Source organism: Luteimonas chenhongjianii, from assembly GCF_002327105.1.
GTDB lineage: Bacteria > Pseudomonadota > Gammaproteobacteria > Xanthomonadales > Xanthomonadaceae > Luteimonas > Luteimonas chenhongjianii.
Map to the genome: position 1 here is coordinate 2063157 of NZ_CP023406.1, position 16751 is coordinate 2079907.

At 68.3% G+C, this 16751-nt stretch carries 15 protein-coding genes; 12 read left to right on the top strand and 3 right to left on the bottom strand.

The features are described from left to right. Positions 1–163: 163 nt before the first annotated feature. A complete protein-coding gene (locus tag CNR27_RS09425; protein ID WP_096298230.1) occupies positions 164–841 on the top strand; it encodes a YiaD family glycine zipper/OmpA-like lipoprotein in 678 nt (225 codons plus the stop codon). A 277-nt stretch (positions 842–1118) separates the two neighbouring features. On the opposite strand, the gene CNR27_RS09430 is transcribed toward CNR27_RS09425, so the two are convergent. The 3 genes from CNR27_RS09430 to CNR27_RS09440 all read right to left on the bottom strand — a co-directional run bounded on the left by CNR27_RS09430 (position 1119) and on the right by CNR27_RS09440 (position 5440). After that, complete coding sequence (locus CNR27_RS09430; RefSeq protein WP_096298232.1) at positions 1119–2324, bottom strand: acetyl-CoA C-acyltransferase; 1206 nt, start codon at positions 2322–2324, stop codon at positions 1119–1121. 72 nt (positions 2325–2396) lie between these two features. Continuing rightward, complete coding sequence (locus tag CNR27_RS09435; RefSeq protein ID WP_096298234.1) at positions 2397–4769, bottom strand: 3-hydroxyacyl-CoA dehydrogenase/enoyl-CoA hydratase family protein; 2373 nt, start codon at positions 4767–4769, stop codon at positions 2397–2399. Positions 4770–4819: 50 nt separating this feature from the next. Beyond that, a complete protein-coding gene (locus tag CNR27_RS09440; RefSeq protein WP_096298236.1) occupies positions 4820–5440 on the bottom strand; it encodes a TetR/AcrR family transcriptional regulator in 621 nt (206 codons plus the stop codon). A gap of 217 nt (positions 5441–5657) precedes the next feature. Between CNR27_RS09440 and ndk the strand changes: the two genes are divergently transcribed. The 11 genes from ndk to CNR27_RS09495 all read left to right on the top strand — a co-directional run bounded on the left by ndk (position 5658) and on the right by CNR27_RS09495 (position 16501). Further along, the gene (gene ndk, locus CNR27_RS09445; RefSeq protein ID WP_096298238.1) at positions 5658–6083 is read left to right on the top strand and encodes a nucleoside-diphosphate kinase; all 426 of its coding nucleotides are present in this window, start codon (positions 5658–5660) and stop codon (positions 6081–6083) included. Positions 6084–6094: 11 nt separating this feature from the next. Further along, the gene (gene rlmN / locus CNR27_RS09450; protein ID WP_281253039.1) at positions 6095–7267 is read left to right on the top strand and encodes a dual-specificity RNA methyltransferase RlmN; all 1173 of its coding nucleotides are present in this window, start codon (positions 6095–6097) and stop codon (positions 7265–7267) included. After that, positions 7248–8066, top strand: a complete 819-nt coding sequence (gene pilW, locus CNR27_RS09455) for a type IV pilus biogenesis/stability protein PilW (protein ID WP_233580175.1) — start codon at positions 7248–7250, stop codon at positions 8064–8066. Before rlmN ends, pilW begins: the two co-directional genes overlap by 20 nt. After that, a complete protein-coding gene (locus tag CNR27_RS09460; RefSeq protein ID WP_096298240.1) occupies positions 8063–8893 on the top strand; it encodes a helix-turn-helix domain-containing protein in 831 nt (276 codons plus the stop codon). The genes pilW and CNR27_RS09460 overlap by 4 nt, the downstream gene beginning before the upstream one ends. Before the next feature lie 105 nt (positions 8894–8998). Further along, positions 8999–9631, top strand: coding sequence for a YfgM family protein (locus tag CNR27_RS09465; RefSeq protein WP_096298242.1), 633 nt, complete (start codon positions 8999–9001; stop codon positions 9629–9631). Next, a complete protein-coding gene (gene bamB, locus CNR27_RS09470) occupies positions 9631–10851 on the top strand; it encodes an outer membrane protein assembly factor BamB (RefSeq protein WP_096298244.1) in 1221 nt (406 codons plus the stop codon). Before CNR27_RS09465 ends, bamB begins: the two co-directional genes overlap by 1 nt. Before the next feature lie 114 nt (positions 10852–10965). Then, complete coding sequence (der, locus tag CNR27_RS09475) at positions 10966–12378, top strand: ribosome biogenesis GTPase Der (protein ID WP_096298246.1); 1413 nt, start codon at positions 10966–10968, stop codon at positions 12376–12378. Between the two features lie 25 nt (positions 12379–12403). After that, on the top strand, positions 12404–13000 hold the full coding sequence (gene mobA, locus CNR27_RS09480; protein WP_096298247.1) for a molybdenum cofactor guanylyltransferase: 597 nt from the start codon (positions 12404–12406) through the stop codon (positions 12998–13000). Next, the gene (locus tag CNR27_RS09485; protein ID WP_096300502.1) at positions 12978–14234 is read left to right on the top strand and encodes a molybdopterin molybdotransferase MoeA; all 1257 of its coding nucleotides are present in this window, start codon (positions 12978–12980) and stop codon (positions 14232–14234) included. Before mobA ends, CNR27_RS09485 begins: the two co-directional genes overlap by 23 nt. A 50-nt stretch (positions 14235–14284) precedes the next feature. After that, positions 14285–15415, top strand: a complete 1131-nt coding sequence (moeB, locus tag CNR27_RS09490; RefSeq protein ID WP_096298249.1) for a molybdopterin-synthase adenylyltransferase MoeB — start codon at positions 14285–14287, stop codon at positions 15413–15415. An 87-nt stretch (positions 15416–15502) separates the two neighbouring features. Continuing rightward, a complete protein-coding gene (locus CNR27_RS09495; RefSeq protein WP_157745388.1) occupies positions 15503–16501 on the top strand; it encodes a DUF2272 domain-containing protein in 999 nt (332 codons plus the stop codon). Positions 16502–16751 lie beyond the last annotated feature (250 nt).

The window sequence follows — 16751 nt, forward strand, 5'->3', positions numbered from 1 at the left end:
TCTCGGCGCGAGCACGTTCTCGATGCAGCGCCGCATACCCGCTGCTTGGCTGAACGGGGGCCCTCGCGGGAAAACTACCGTCACTCCCCGTGCATTCTGAACACGCTAATTTCGGCGCCGATGAATTGCCGGGCATCCGCCCGGAACCAGGAGACCGACACCAATGCGTAGACTCAATACCGCAGGCCTTACCACTGCACTCGCCGGCGCGATGCTGCTCACCAGCTGCGCCACCTATACCGGTCAGACGCAGTCGCCCGACGATCCGAACCGCACCCGGAACAATGCCCTGATCGGCGCCGGAATCGGCGCGGTGGCCGGCCTGCTCAGTGGTGGTGACGCCACCGAGCGCCGCCAGCGTGCGATGGTCGGGGCAGGCGTCGGTGGTCTCGCCGGTGGCGCGGTCGGCGCGTATCAGGATCGCCAGGAAGCGGAACTGCGTCGCCAGACGCAGGGCACCGGCATCCAGGTTGATCGCGAGGGCGACGTCATCAAGCTCAACCTGCCCGACGGCGTGACCTTCGACTTCGGCAAGGCCGATCTCAAGCCGCAGTTCTACCCGGCGCTCAACAACGTCGCACGTACCCTCGCCGAGTACGACCAGACGATGGTGGAGGTTTCCGGTCACACCGACAGCGTGGGCAGCGACGCGGTCAATCAGCGTCTGTCGGAACAGCGCGCCAGTTCGGTCGGCAACTATCTGATCGGCCAGGGCCTGCTGCGTCAGCGCTTCGAGATCGTTGGTTTCGGCAAGAACCGTCCGGTGGCCGACAACAGCACCGAACAGGGGCGTGCACTGAATCGCCGCGTCGAGATCCGTGTGATCCCGCTGCAGTCGTAATGAACTGCAGTCGGTCGGGCGCGCGATAGCCTGCCCGGCACGCTGCAGCGAGTCGACAAGAAAAGCCCCGGCAGTGCCGGGGCTTTTTTGTGCATTGCGATCCCAAGCCTGTCCGGATGGGCCGCAATGCGGATAAAGACGTCCGCATTACGTAGCCGGATGCTTGCCACGGTGCTGCGATGAGGTTGCCTGATCGAACGATCGCGAGCGACGCGTTGAACGTTCGCCCCAGCGCCAGCCGGGGCTCATGTTGGCCTGCGACGCCGCGCTGCCGGGTTCAGAGCGCCTCGATCACGCCCGCCGCGCCCATGCCGGTACCGATGCACATGGTCACCAGACCGTAGCGCTTCTTGCGACGACGCATGCCGTGGACAATGGTCGCGGTGCGGATGGCGCCCGTCGCGCCCAGTGGATGACCCAGCGCGATCGCGCCGCCCAGCGGGTTGACCTTGTCCGGGTCGAGCCTGCTGTCACGGATCACCGCCAGCGCCTGCGCCGCGAAGGCTTCGTTGAGCTCGATCCAGTCGATGTCGTCGAGGGTCAGCCCGGCCTGCGCCAGCGCCTTGGGAATCGCCGCAATCGGCCCGATGCCCATCACTTCCGGACGCACGCCGGCGACGGCGAAGCTGACGAAGCGGGCCAGCGGCTTGAGGCCGTAGTCCTGCACCGCGCGCCCGGAGGCCAGCAGGATGCCTGCCGCGCCATCGCTCATCTGCGAGCTGTTGCCCGCGGTCACGCTGCCGCCGAACTGGCCGTTGCGGAACACCGGGCGCAGCTTGGCCAGGCCCTCGATGGACGAGTCCGGGCGCGGACCTTCGTCGGTGTCGACCAGCAGCTTCCTGAGCCGCACGGTGTTGCCGGCCAGGTCAGGCTGGTGGGAGACGATCTCGTAGGGCGAGATCTCGTCCTTGAACTCGCCGGCCTGGATCGCCGCCATGGCCTTCTGGTGCGAGGCGAGGGCGAAGGCATCCTGATCCTCCCGCGAGACCTTCCATTCCTCGGCGACCTTCTCGGCGGTGATGCCCATGCCGTAGGCGATGGCGACGTGGTCGTCCTTGAACACGCTCGGGGAGAGCGCGACCTTGTTGCCCATCATCGGCACCATGCTCATGCTCTCGGTGCCGCCGGCGAGCATCAGGTCGGCATTGCCGAGGCGGATCTCGTTCGCCGCCAGCGCGACCGCCTGCAGGCCGGACGAGCAGAAACGGTTGATGGTCTGCGCGGCGACGGTGTCGGGCAGGCCGGCCAGCAGCACGCCGATGCGCGCCACGTTCATGCCTTGCTCGCCTTCGGGCATCGCGCAGCCGATCACGGCGTCGTCGATACGGTTGACGTCGATGCCCGGCGCCTGCGCGACGACGGCCTTGAGCACGTGCGCGAGCATGTCGTCGGGACGGGTATTGCGGAATACGCCCTTCGGCGCCTTGCCGACCGGGGTGCGGGTGGCGGCGACGATGTAGGCGTCCTGGATCTGCTTGGTCATTGGAAAACTCCGGAATTCGATGTCGAGGTTCGGGATGCGGAACGCGCGCCGCCCGCAGGCGGCGCCCGGACCTCAGTTCCTGAGCGGCTTGCCGGTCTTGAGCATGTGGCCGATGCGTGCCTGGGTCTTGTCCTGCTGCGCGAGCTCGACGAAGTGCTTGCGCTCGAGGCGGATCAGCCAGTCCTCGTCGACGACCGCGTTGCGGTCCACATCGCCGCCGCAGAGCACGGTCGCGATGCGCTCGGCGATCTCGTAGTCGTACTCGCTGACGAAGCGGCCCTCGAGCATGTTGACCAGGAGCATCTTGAAGGTGGCGATGCCGACGTCGCCGGCCACGCGGATGGACCGCGCGGGCAGCGGCGGACGATAGCCGGACTCGGCCAGCGCGGCCGCCTGCTGACGGGCGACATGCAGCAGCTCGTAGGCGTTGAAGGTCACGATGTCGTCGACGCGCAGCAGGCCGAGTTCCTTGGCGTTGACCGCGGAGTTGGACACTTTCGCCATCGCGATGGTCTCGAAGGTCTTCTTGAGCTCGGCGAACACATCCCCGCCAGGGCCCGCGGCTTCCGACGCACGCACCGCCAGTTCCTTCAGGCCACCGCCCGCCGGGAGCAGGCCGACGCCGGCCTCGACCAGACCGATGTAGCTCTCGAGATGCGCGACGGTACGCGCGCTGTGCATCTGGAACTCGCAGCCGCCACCCAGTGCCAGGCCGCGCACGGCCGCGACCACCGGCACCAGCGAGTACTTGATGCGCTGGCTGGTCGCCTGGAAGTTCTCGACCATCGCCTCGAACGCGTCGACCTTGCCGGCCTGCAGCAGGCCCAGCGCACCGGCGAGGTCGGCGCCGGCGGAGAAGGGCTCCTTCGGCTGCCAGATCACCACGCCCTTGAACTTGCGCTCACTGATGCCGATCGCTTCCTGGATGCCGTCGAGCACATGGTCGGACACCGTATGCATCTTGGTCTTGAAGCTGATCACGCCGATATCGTCGCCATCGGTCCACAGCCGGACGCCGTCGTTCTCGTAGACCGTCTCGCCCTGGTCGAAGCGCTCGCCGAGCAGCGGATCCGGGAAGCGCTGGCGGCGATAGACCGGCAGGGCCGAGCGCGGCAGCTTGGCGTTCTTGGCCGGGCTGTAGCTGCCCTCGGCGGCGTGCACGCCCTCGCGGCCGTCGAACACCCAGTCGGGCAGTGGCGCGCTGCTCATGGTCTTGCCGGCGATGATGTCCTCGGCGATCCAGTCGGCGACCTGCTTCCAGCCCGCGGCCTGCCACAGTTCGAACGGGCCCTGCTGCCAGCCGTAGCCCCAGCGGATCGCGAAGTCGACGTCGCGGGCGGTCTCGGCGATCTCCTCCAGGTGCACGGCGCTGTAGTGGAACAGGTCGCGCAGGATCGCCCAGACGAACTGCGCCTGCGGGTGCCCGCTTGCGCGCAGCTTCGCCATGCGCTCGGCCGGATCCCGGGTCTTGAGGATCTCGACGACCTCGTCGGCGGCCTTGCGGTCGGAGGGGCGGTAGTCCTGCTTCTCCAGATCAATGACCAGGATGTCCTTGCCGGCCTTGCGGAAGATGCCGGCGCCGGTCTTCTGGCCGAGCGCGCCCTTGTCGATCAGCGCAGTCAGCCACCTGGGCGCGGCGAAATACGGGTGCCAGGGGTCCTGCGGCAGCGTATCGGCCATCGTCTTGATGACATGCGCCATCGTATCCAGGCCGACCACGTCCGAGGTCCGGTAGGTCGCCGACTTCGGGCGGCCGAGCAGGGGGCCGGTCAGCGCATCGACCTCATCGAAGCCGAGGCCCGACTCCTGCGTGTGGTGGATCGTCGAGAGGATCGAGAACACCCCGATCCGGTTGCCGATGAAGTTGGGGGTGTCCATGGCGTAGACGACGCCCTTGCCGAGCTGGGTGGTCAGGAAGGTCTCGAGGCCTTCCAGCACCGCCTTGTCGGTGGTATGGGCCGGGATCAATTCGGCCAGATGCATGTAGCGCGGCGGATTGAAGAAATGCACGCCGCAGAAGCGATGGCGCAGTTCTTCAGGAAGAACATCCGCCAATGCATTGATTCCCAAGCCTGACGTATTGCTGGCCAGCACGGCATGTGCCGGCACGTGCGGCGCGATCTTGCGGTAGAGGTCCTGCTTCCAGTCCATCCGCTCGGCGATCGCCTCGATGATCAGGTCGCAGCTTTCGAGTTCCGCCAGGCCGGTTTCGTAATTCGCCGGGACGATCCTGTCGGCCAGCGACTTCGCGGCGAGCGGGGCGGGGCTGAGCTTGGACAGGTTCGCCAGCGCCTTGCGGACCACGCCATCCTTGTCGCCGTCCTTGGCCGGCAGGTCGAACAGCACCGTGTCGATGCCCGCGTTGGTCAGATGCGCGGCGATCTGGGCGCCCATGACACCGGCCCCGAGGACCGCAGCACGGCGTACAAGCAGTTTCTCAGACATTTGCTCCATCCCTTTGTTTCGAAAGAAATCCGGCGTGGCCGGACTGACAGTCAGGCGCGAAATCCCGCGGCCGCGAACGCGATGAGCTCGTTGGCGATGCGGGTGCGGTGCGCGTGTTCGGTGGTGCCTGGTGGGCGTTTGATGAGTCCGAAATCGGCCATTGCATAGGTCAGTGCGCCGGCGAGGAAGTCGAGGCGACCATAGAGCTCGGCCTTGCCGAGCCCGGGGAGGCAGCCCGCAAGCGCCGCCGCGAACTCCCGTGGCACATGGCCGTACTGCTCGGACAGGAACTTGCGCAGCGCGTCGTTCTTCTCGACATAGGCCCGCGCGATCACCCGGACGAAGGCGCCGCTGCCGGCGCGGCCGCTGGCCATGTCCAGCGCGGGTTCGACGAAGGCGGCGATGATCGGCTCGATCTCGCCGGGGGCATCGGCCATGGCGCGGCGGAGCTGTGCCAGGCGCTGGGCGCTCATCTCGTCCATGCGGCGGCGGAACACCTCGTTGACGAGGTTTTCCTTGCTGCCGAAGTGATAGTTGACCGCGGCGATATTGACGTCCGCGCGCCCGGTGACCTGGCGCAGCGATGTGCCGGCGAATCCATGGGTGGCGAACAGTTCCTCGGCCGCGCCGAGAATCTTGTCTTTGGTGGAGAACTGGGCCGTTCTCGTCATGTCGGTATCGGCTCGATCAAACGCTTGTTTGGATCCTAGGGCCAGGGCGACTGACGCGTCAATGACCGGTCTGGAAGGCGCGGTTGGGTAAGTGCCGGCAGATACGTTAGAATCTCCGCAGCCTTGTTGGCTAAACCCGCGTTTTAGCGCGGGTTTTTCCATGCAGATCCGGCCGCTGCCCACGCTGCGGCCCTCATCATTTTCCGGAGAACACCAGATGGCGCTCGAGCGCACCCTGTCCATCATCAAGCCCGACGCCGTTGCCAAGAACGTCATCGGCGAGATCTACACCCGTTTCGAGAAGGCGGGCCTGAAGATCGTGGCCGCCAAGTACAAGCAGCTGACCCGCGAAGAGGCCGAAGGCTTCTACGCCGTGCACCGCGAGCGTCCGTTCTTCAATGCGCTGGTCGAGTTCATGACCTCCGGCCCGGTGATGATCCAGGCGCTGGAAGGCGAGAACGCGGTTGCCGCGCACCGCGATCTGCTGGGCGCCACCAATCCCAAGGATGCTGCGCCGGGCACGATCCGCGCCGACTTCGCCGACTCCATCGACGCCAACGCCGCCCACGGCTCGGATTCGGTCGAGAACGCGCAGACCGAGATCGCGTACTTCTTCAAGAACGACGAAGTCGTCTCCCGCTGAGGGATGCCATCGTGACCGAGGTCGCCATCGACGCCACCGTCGCCAAGCAGAACCTGCTCGACCTCGACCGCGAGGGCATGGAGCGCTTTTTCGCCGAGACCCTCGGCGAAAAGCGTTTCCGCGCCCACCAGATCATGAAGTGGATCCACCACCGCTACGTCACCGACTTCAACGACATGACCGACCTGGGCAAGGCGCTGCGCGCCAAGCTCGAGGCGCATGCCGAAGTCCGCGTGCCGCAGGTGCAGTTCGAAAAGCCCTCCACCGACGGCACCCATAAGTGGCTGCTGGCGATGGACGGCAAGAACGCCATCGAAACCGTCTTCATTCCCGACAAGGGACGCGGCACGCTGTGCGTGTCGTCGCAGGTGGGCTGCGCGCTCAACTGCCAGTTCTGTTCCACCGCGACCCAGGGCTTCAACCGCAACCTGTCGACCGCCGAGATCATCGGCCAGGTCTGGGTGGCGGCGCGGCACCTGGGCAATATTCCGCACAAGCAGCGCAAGCTCACCAATGTCGTGATGATGGGCATGGGCGAGCCGCTGATGAATTTCGACAACGTCGTGCGCGCGATGAGCATCATGCGTGACGACCTCGGCTACGGGCTGGCGAACAAGCGGGTCACGCTGTCGACCGCCGGCGTGGTGCCGATGATCGACAAGCTGGGGGAAGTCAGCGACGTGTCGCTGGCGGTTTCGCTGCACGCGCCGACCGACGCGCTGCGCACCGAGCTTGTACCGCTCAACAAGAAGTACCCGATCGCCCAACTGATGGAGTCGTGCGTGCGCTACGCCGAACGCAAGCGTGGCGCGTCGGTGACCTTCGAATACACGCTGATGAAGGACGTCAACGACCAGCCGCAGCACGCGCGCGATCTGGTGCGGCTGATGCGTGACTTCGACAACCGCCTGCAGATGAAGGACGCGGCGAAGGTCAACCTGATTCCGTTCAACCCGTTCCCGGGTACGCGGTTCGCGCGTCCCGACGACGCGGCGATCCGCCGCTTCCAGAAGCTGCTCAACGAATCGGGCCGGATCGCGCCGGTACGTCGTACCCGCGGCGACGACATCGATGCGGCCTGCGGACAGCTCAAGGGCCAGGTGGCCGATCGGACGCGGCGCCAGGCCGAGCATCTCAAGCGCCTCGACGCGCAGGGCGGTTCCGGTGCCGACGCGGCTGCCTGAGGCAGTCCTGCTCGCCCTCTGCGTGCTGGCCACGGCCGGCTGTTCGCGCCTCGACTTCGTCAAGCCCAGTGGCAAGGGCGACTACCGCTCCGAAGCACGCACCTACAACATCAGCGGTACCCCCGAGTCGCGCCGCAATGAGGCGGCCCGCAACGAGCTCGCCCTTGCGCGGCGCGCGTACGACACTGGGGATCTGAAGACCGCGGCGTCATCGGCCCGCGCAGCGCTGCGCAGCGAAGCGGTGGCGGCGGATGCGCATACGCTGCTGGCGGTGATCGAGGATCGACAGGGGCAGGGCGCGAAGGCGGGCAGCCACTATCGGGCCGCGGCCGAGAGCCAACCTGTTCGCGGCGCCTATCTGAACAACTATGGCGTCTGGCTCTGCAGCAACGGCCGGGCCGCCGAGGCGCTGTCGTATTTCGACACGGCGGTGCGGGATCCCGGCTATGGCGACCCGTCGGGTGCGCTGGCAAATGCCGGCGTCTGCGCGATGACCGCAGGTGACCTCGACCGCGTCGAGCGCGATCTGCGCGCCGCACTTGAGGTCGATCCGGTCAACGTGGTCGCGCTCGATGGGATGGCCCGGTATCTCGAAGCGGGGCAGCGTCATTTCGAGGCGCGAGCTTTTTCGCAACGACTGCTTGCCGCGGCACCTGCAACTGCGGCAGCATTGCAGCTGGCGGCTCGCATCGAGACCGCCCTCGGCGATTCAGGGGCCGCCGAACGTTACCAGCGACGCCTCCGGGACGATTTCCCGGCCGCGCCGTACCTCCAGACCAGGGAAACGAATCCGCCATGAGTTCTTCGCACCAGACCTTGCCAGCGTCATCGCCTGGGGTCGGAGAGCAGCTGCGCGATGCGCGCATGGAGGCGGGCCTGACGGTCGCGGAGGCCGCGACCCGCCTGCGCATGCAGATCCGGGTGGTCGAGGCGCTGGAAGCCGGGAACTGGGCGCGGCTGGGCGCGCCGGTCTTCGTGCGGGGCCAGCTGCGCAGCTACCTGCGCCTGCTGCAGATGCCGCAGTCACTCGCCGATACCGTGCCTGATGCGGTGTCCGCCGAGCCGCCGGCGCTGACCCCGCGTACCTACACTCCGCCGATGCAGCGCATGCTTGACAAGGCCATGGGTCGCGCGGTTTATGTCGTGATCACCGCGTTGATCGCGGTGCCGGTCTGGGTGGCCACGCGGACCCATGTCGACGACCGCCGCCCGGCCGAGATCGCTTCGCTCGGGCTCGGGGACGCCGAGGTCGGGCAGGCGCAGCGTTCCGTGCGCCCGACGCCGGTGACCGCATCGCTCGGTGCGATGCCCAAGCGCAATCGCGCCGAGCCGGCCCCCGAAGAGGCCGGGCCCACGGCAGGGTCGGAGCTGCTGCTGCGTTTCAGCGGCGACAGCTGGCTCGAGGTCATCGGCCACGATGGCACGCAGCTCGAACAGACGCTTGTCCGGGCGGGCCAGGAGCGGCGCTTCGCCGTCGGCTCGGTAGCCCGCGTCAAGCTGGGCAACGCCAGCGCCGTTGACGTGTTGCATGACGGGAACGTTCAGGATCTGTCCCGGTTCCAGCGGGCCAACGTGGCGCGCTTTGCGGTATCCTCCGACGGCGCGCTGGCGCCTGTGTCTGAGTAATCCGGACCGGCTGCCTCCGCGTTCGGGACCACCGCTTCGATGCGTGGTCCCGCGATCATTCTTTCCTCAGTTTGACCCGCCTTCCAAGGCGGGCGTAGAGACCATATGGCGATTGACGAGTTGCTGGACGAGCGCGAACAGGGGGAGCGGGTCAAGGCCTGGCTTCGCGACAACGGTCTGGGACTGGTAGGCGGCGTCGTGGTCGGAGCCGCGCTGTTCGGCGGTTATCACTACTGGCAGGACAGGGCCCATGCCGCGGCCGTGGCCCAGCATGCGGCCTACCAGAGCACGCTGCTGGACATCCGTTCGGGCGATCTCGACAAGGCATCGCAGACGCTTGCCGGGCTGCCGGACAGCGCATACAGCGAACTGGGCGCATTGCAGCTGGCGAAGGCGCAGGTCGAGAAGGGTGATCGCGATGCTGCGATCGCGACGCTCGAAGTGGCCGATGGCGCCCAGCCCGGCGTGGCGGCAGTGGTGCAGCAGCGCCTGGCGCGCCTGCTGATCGATGCCGGTCGCGGGGAAGATGCGCTCAAGCTGCTCGCCGGTGCCAGCGACGCGGTCTCGCTGGAAGCCCGGGGCGATGCCCATTTCGCCCTCCATCAAACCGAACAGGCCCGCGCGGACTACGCGCAGGCTCTGCGCGAGCTCGACAGCGCCGCCCCCCAGCGTGGGCTGCTCGAGCTCAAGCTTTCCGAAGTCGGCGGTACGCCGGACGAACCCGAGGTTGAATCCTGATGATCGAACAGATCGCGCGCGACGCATTCCCCCGCGCCCCGGCCCGCCTTGCGCGGATCGCGGCGATCGCGCTCTGCGTGATGACCGTGACCGGTTGCAGCACCGTGCGCGGCTGGTTCGGGAACAGCGAGAAGGCCCAGGCCAAGGCCCTGTCGGAGCCTGCACCGCTGACCGATATCACCCCGTCGGTCACCGTGTCGCGGCTGTGGTCGGCGAACGCGGGCAAGGGCGAGGGCCGTCTGGGCGTACGCCAGGGACCGGCGATCGCCGATGGGCGCGTCTACGTCGCGGCGATCAAGGGCGGCGTGCGCGCGCTTGACCTGCAGACCGGCGCATCGGTCTGGCAGTACCCCTCCGACCTGCGCCTGAGCGGCGGACCGGGCGTGGGCGACGGCCTGGTCGTGGCCGGCAGCCTGGACGGCGAAGTGGTTGCGCTCGATGCCGCTACCGGCGCAGAGCGCTGGACCGCGAAGGTCAACAACGAGGTCATTGCCGCGCCGACGATCGGCCAGGGCGTGGTGCTGGTGCGCTCCAACGACGGGCGCATCACCGCATTCGACGCCGCCACCGGTGAGCGTCGCTGGTTCTGGGTGCGTGAACTGCCGTCGCTGAGCGTGCGTGGCAACGACGCGCCTGCGCTCGGGCCGGGCTTCGTCTTCGTCGGCAACGACGACGGCACGCTGACCGCGTTGTCGCTGGCCGATGGTCGCGTCCTGTGGGAGCAGGCCATCGCGCAGCCCGACGGCCGCACTGAACTCGAGCGCATGTCCGACGTCGATGGCACCCCGGTGCTCGACGACGCCGTGCTGTTCGCCAGCAGCTACCGGCACCGCACGATGGCGCTGGAAGGCCCCAGCGGCCGCCCGCTTTGGGTCAGCGAGCACGGCGGTTCCAATCGCCCGGCGCTGGCGCCCCAGCGGCTGGTGGTGACCGATGCCAACGGCACGGTGTGGGGCCTCGACAAGTACAGCGGCACCGCCGCGTGGCAGCAGCCTGCACTGGCGCGTCGCAATCTCAGCGGTGCGGCGATCCAGGGCGACTATGTGGTAGTCGGCGATTTCGACGGATACCTGCACTGGTTGCGCCTGGATGACGGTAGTTTTGCCGCGCGTCAGCGCGCCGGTCGTGATCCCATCCGCGGCGCGCCGGTCGTCTCCGACGGCATCCTGGTCGTCCAGAACACCGACGGCGACGTCACTGCCTGGCGTCTGGCCCAGTAAGCCAGCCGCAGATGCGACAATGACGGCCCCGGGCAGCCATCTGCCCGGGGCCGTGTGCTTCTGGGCCCGCCCGGGCGCACGCTTTTCCAGCCCCATTCGAACGGAACACGCCGCATGCTTCCCCTCGTCGCCCTCGTGGGCCGCCCCAACGTCGGCAAGTCGACGCTGTTCAACGCGCTGACCCGTACCCGGGACGCGCTCGTCCATGATGAGCCGGGGGTCACGCGTGACCGCCACTACGGCATTTGCCGGCTCAACCCCGATGCGCCGTTCGCCCTGGTGGACACCGGCGGCATTGCCGGCGAGAACGTCCATCTGGAAAGCGAGGGCCTGGCCGGACCGACCGCGAAGCAGTCGCGCGCCGCGGCTGCGGAGGCGGATCTGGTGCTGTTCGTGGTCGACGGCCGCGAGGGCGCCTCGGCGCTCGACGACGAGATCCTGCGCTGGCTGCGCAAGATCGACAAGCCCACCTTCCTGGTCATCAACAAGACCGACGGCCTGGATTCGCGCGCGGCCGAGGCGGAGTTCTCGCGCTACGGCTTCAGCGACGTGCATGCGATCTCGTCCTCGCACCGGCACGGCATCGACGAGTTGGTCGACGAGATCCTCGAACGGTTGCCGGAAGTGGGCACATCCGAGCAGCTCGACAGCGATCCCGACCGCATCCGCGTCACCTTCGTCGGTCGCCCCAACGTGGGCAAGTCGACCCTGGTCAACCGCATCCTCGGCGAGGAGCGGATGATCGCCTCGGAAGTCGCCGGCACCACGCGCGATTCGATCGAGGTCGATCTCGAGCGCGACGGACGCAAGTACCGTCTGGTCGATACCGCCGGCATCCGCCGCAAGTCGAAGGTCGACGAGGCGGTGGAGACGTTCTCGATCATCAAGACCCTGCAGGCGATCGAGCACTCGCAGGTGTCGGTGGTGATGATCGATGCCAGCGAGGGCGTCACCGACCAGGATGCCAGCGTGCTCGGCGCGGTGCTCGATTCCGGCCGCGCGCTCGTGGTCGCGGTGAACAAGTGGGACGGCCTGAGCGATTACCAGCGCGAACAGACCGAGGCGCTGCTCTCGCGCAAGCTGGCCTTCGTGCCGTGGGCCGAGACGATCCGCATCAGTGCCAAGCACGGCTCGGGCCTGCGCGAGCTGTTCCAGGCGATCCACCGCGCGCACGCGTCGGCCAACTACAAGTTCGGCACCGCCGAGGTCACCAAGGCGATCGAGATCGCCTACGAAACGAATCCGCCGCCGGTCGTGCGCGGCCATGCGCCGAAGATGCGTTTCGCGCATCCGGGCGGCGAGAATCCGCCGACGATCATCGTGCATGGCAACCGCCTGCGTACGCTGCCCGACAGCTACAAGCGCTATCTGGAGAACTTCTTCCGCAAGCGTTTCAAGCTCGTCGGCACGCCGGTGCGCCTGCTGTTCCGCGAAGGCGACAATCCGTTCAAGGACAAGAAGAACGTTCTGACGGATCGCCAGTTGGCGAAGAAGAAGCGGCTGATCCGCCACGTCAAGCGCAAGTGAGGCGGGCTCGGGGCATTCGGCCGCGATGACGTCGCCGCCGCTCGCACCGGTATTTCCCGAGGTCACCATCGGCATCCTTGCCGGTGGCCGTGCCTCGCGCCTGGACGGACGTGACAAGGCCTGGCTGCAGCGTGGCGGGGTGCCGCAGATCCTGCGCTGGCAGCGCCGGCTCGCCGCGCAGGGTGGTGCCTTCCTCGTCAGCGCAAACCGCGACCTGCCGCGCTATGCCGCGCACGGGCTCGACGCAGTGCCGGACCGGATCGCCGATGCCGGACCGATGTCCGGGCTCGATGCGCTGGCCGGCGCCGCGGGCACGCCATGGCTGATGACGCTGCCGGTGGACATGATCGAGGTCAACGACTGCCTGCTGCGCACGCTGATGCATCACGCCGGCACGCACGGCGCCTTCGCCTGCGATGCCGACGGTGTGCAGCCGCTGGTCGCGTTGTGGAATGTGGTCGCGCTGCGCGCAGGTGCAGGGCACGCGCTCGCATCCGGCGATCATGCGGTGCGCAATCTGCAGCAGGCGCTCGGCATGAAGCGCGTGGATTTCCACGGTGTACGCTTCGGCAACCTCAACACGCCCCAGGATCTCGATGATGCCGGTATCGCCCCCGACTGACGTTCCGACGGTCGATTTCCCGTTCCGGATCAGTTTTGGAGAAGCGGTCTCGATCGTCGACGCGGTGGCGGTCGAGCGCCGGCTGCAGCCGCAGACGCTGTCCCTGTCGCGCGCGCATGGACACGTGCTGGCGCGCGACGTGATCGCCACGATGGCCCAGCCCCCGTTCGACAACTCGGCGATGGACGGCTTCGCGCTGCGGCATGAGGATCTTTCGCCCGAGGGCGCGCCGACGCGGCTGCGCCTGGCCGGCGAGCAGTTCGCTGGACCCGATGCGGCGCTCGTGGTGGAGGCGGGTACATGCGTGCGCGTCACCACTGGCGCGCCGATGCCATCCGGTGCCGATACCGTGGTGATGAAGGAGAACACCTCGCTCGAGGGCGACACGGTCATCGTGCAGGTCGTACCGAGGCCCGGGCAGCATGTGCGCCGTGCCGGCGAGGACTCGAACATCGGCGATCTGCTGCTGCGCGCGGGCGATGTGCTGACCCCCACGCGGATCGGCCTGGCCGCCTCGCAGGGACTGGCCCAGCTCGAGGTCGTGCGGCGGCCGACGATCGCGGTGTTCGCGACCGGCGACGAGCTCGTCGAGCCGGGCATGTCGCTCGGTCCCGGGCAGATCTACAACTCGAACCGCGATCAGCTGATGGCGTTGCTGCGCGCCGAAGGTCTGGAGCCGGTCGCGTTCCCGACCCTGCCCGATGACGCTGCGCAGGTCACCTCCGCGCTGCGCCACGCCGGAGAAGCCTTCGACCTGGTGCTGACCTGCGGCGGCGTGTCGGCGGGCGAGAAGGATCTGCTGCCCGAACTGCTGCAACGCCGCGGTCGGGTGCGGATGTGGAAAGTCATGATGAAGCCGGGCATGCCCGTGCTGCTGGCGGAAGGCGGCACGCTCGGACCGGCCCTGTTCCTGTGCCTGCCCGGCAATCCGGTGTCGGTACTGGCGACCTGGCTCGCGCTCGGCCGTCGCCTCGTGGACGGCCTGCAGGGCAGGGCGCCGCGTCCGCTCCGACGGGCGCGCCTCGCGTCGGACTGGTCCAAGCGCCACGAGCGCCTGGAACTGCTGCGCGGACGCTGGTGGATCGATGAGGAAGGCGTTTCCCGGGTCGAGCCCAACCCTGCCGACGGGTCGCACCGGATGCAGGCGGCCGCCGACTCGGACGTGCTGATCGTGCTCGACGCCGGTGCGCGCGACTACGACGCCGGCACGGTAGTCGAGGTCCTGCAGTACTAGGCACACCGCCGGGCGGCCGCCAGGGCCGCCGTCTGCGCGATAATCGCGGCATGTCCGTCCAAGAACTCACGCCGGCGCAGGCCCGGCAACGCCAGCAGCAGGGCGTGCGCCTGATCGATGTGCGCGAGGCGCACGAGCGGGCGACGGGCATGGCCGAGGGCGCCGAAGGCGTCGACCGCAGCACTCTGGAAGCCGCGCCGTTGGCGCATGCCCCGGATCTGCAGGCGCCGCTGCTGTTGATCTGCCAGAGCGGGCGTCGCTCGCTGCAGGCTGCGGAAACCCTGGCGGCGCTGGGCTATGCGGACGTCGCGTCCGTCGCGGGCGGGACAAGCGCCTGGCAGGCCGACGGCCTGCCGACGGTACTGCCCGAGGGCGACGTGGACCTCGACTTCCACGAGCGCTACTCGCGGCACCTGAAATTGCCGGAGATCGGTCTGGCGGGGCAGCGGCGACTGGGCGAAGCGTCGGTGCTGATGATCGGCGCCGGCGGCCTCGGCTCGCCGGCGGCGTACTACCTCGCCGCGGCCGGCGTCGGCACCCTGCGGATCGCCGACGACGACGTGGTCGACCGCAGCAACCTGCAACGGCAGATCCTGCATGCCGAAGACCGGATCGGCCAGCCCAAGGTGCAGTCGGCAGCCACGACGCTCGGCGCATTGAATCCACGCACGCGCATCGAGCCGGTGGCCGAGCGGGTGACCAGCGCGAACGTCGAGCGCCTGCTCCATGGAGTGGACCTCGTGCTGGACGGCGCCGACAACTTCCCGGTGCGCTATCTGCTCAACGATGCCTGCGTGCTGCACCGCGTGCCGCTGGTCTACGGCGCCGTACACCGCTTCGACGGCCAGGTCAGCGTGTTCGATGCCGGCCGCTATCGTGGCGAGGCGCCCTGCTACCGCTGTCTGTTCCCCGAGCCGCCGCCGCCGGGAGCCGCGCCCAGCTGCTCGGAGGTCGGCGTGCTCGGCGTACTGCCGGGCGTGATCGGCCTGCTGCAGGCCACCGAGGCGCTGAAGCTGTTGCTCGGCATCGGCGCGCCCCTGACCGGGCGCCTGCTGCAGTTCGACGCGCTGCAGATGCGGTTCCGCGAAACACGGCTGTCGCCCGATCCCGACTGCCCGGTCTGCGCGCCCGGTCGCGCGTTTCCCGGCTACATCGACTATGCGGCCTTCTGTGCCGGCTGAGACACGGACCCGGCCTTCACATGGGGCTGGGGCAGGATGCTCGCGGCCGCGCCAGCCCGCGCGGAACGGATGCACCCGATGCGCTCCATGAGTCGATTGTTGTTGCTTGCCTTCCTGCTGTTGGCCGCGCCGCTCGCCGCGCTCGCGACCGATCCCTGCCCCTGGCTGCGTGAACAGATCCATGCCACGGATCCGGCGACCCGCCTGGCGGCTGCGGCGTGCGAGGAACACCAGCTGTGGTATCGCCCCTTCATCGATATCGAAGGACGCTACGCCGGTACGGCCGTGCGCGAAGCCGATGCCACGCCGCTGGCCAACGGCGAGCAGGCCTGGCGCCGTGTCGCCGGCTACTGGCGCGGCACCGATCAGCTCTCCCAGTTGATGCAGCGCCCCGGCGCTGTCGATTGCATGTACGCGTCGTACAGCGATCAGCCCTCCGCCGGCTGCCGCAGCTTCCTGATGGACGTGCCGTGGTCGGCAGCGTTCGTGTCCTGGGTGGCGCGCCGCGCAATGCTGCCCGGGTTCCGCGGCTCGCCAAGCCACATCGACTACGTGCGCGAGGCCTTTCGCAATCCCGAAACCAGCGCCTATCGCGTCGCCCATCCGGTGACAGCGCGACCGGCGCGCGGCGACATGCTCTGTTACGTGCGGCACGCGGACCGCATCTTCGGCTTTCGCGGGCTGGCGCAGCTGCTCAGCAGCGATGACGGTGGACTCGGCATGCATTGCGACATCGTGGTCGGGGCCGGGAACGGGCAGGCGCAGCTGATCGGTGGCAACGTCCTCGACGCGGTGAGCATGCGGCTGTTGCCGCTGACCGCGGGGGGGCAGTTCGCGGGTCTCGCGCAACGCGCACTCGACGATCCATCGTGCAGTCCCGATGCACTGGTCTTCTGTAATGCCAACCGCCAGGACTGGGCGGTGTTGCTGCAGTTGCGGCCCGCGGGCGAGCTCGCGGGATTGGTGCCATCGATGGGACTGTATGGGGTGCCGTCGCCGATGCCGGCTACGCCAGGCCCGCAGCCGGCGCCGTGCTGCGTCGAGTGCAGTGCGGGCGACAGTTTGCCGCGGTGTCCGGGCACCTGACCGCCCCCGTGCCGCCTACGCGGCGTTCAAGTGGCGCCCGGGGCGCAGCTGGACAAGGAAACGGCCCGCCATGTGCGGGCCGTCTTCTTGCCGGGTGGTTGGATCCTCTGGACCGCTCACCCGTGACCGCCGCGGCCGCAGCACATCTCTCAGAGGGCCATGACCGGTGCGGCGGCATCGATCGCGCGGCGAAACCACGCGGTCGCCGGACGCCCGGCGCGCGCACCGGGCCGTCCGCCGCTGTGCTCGC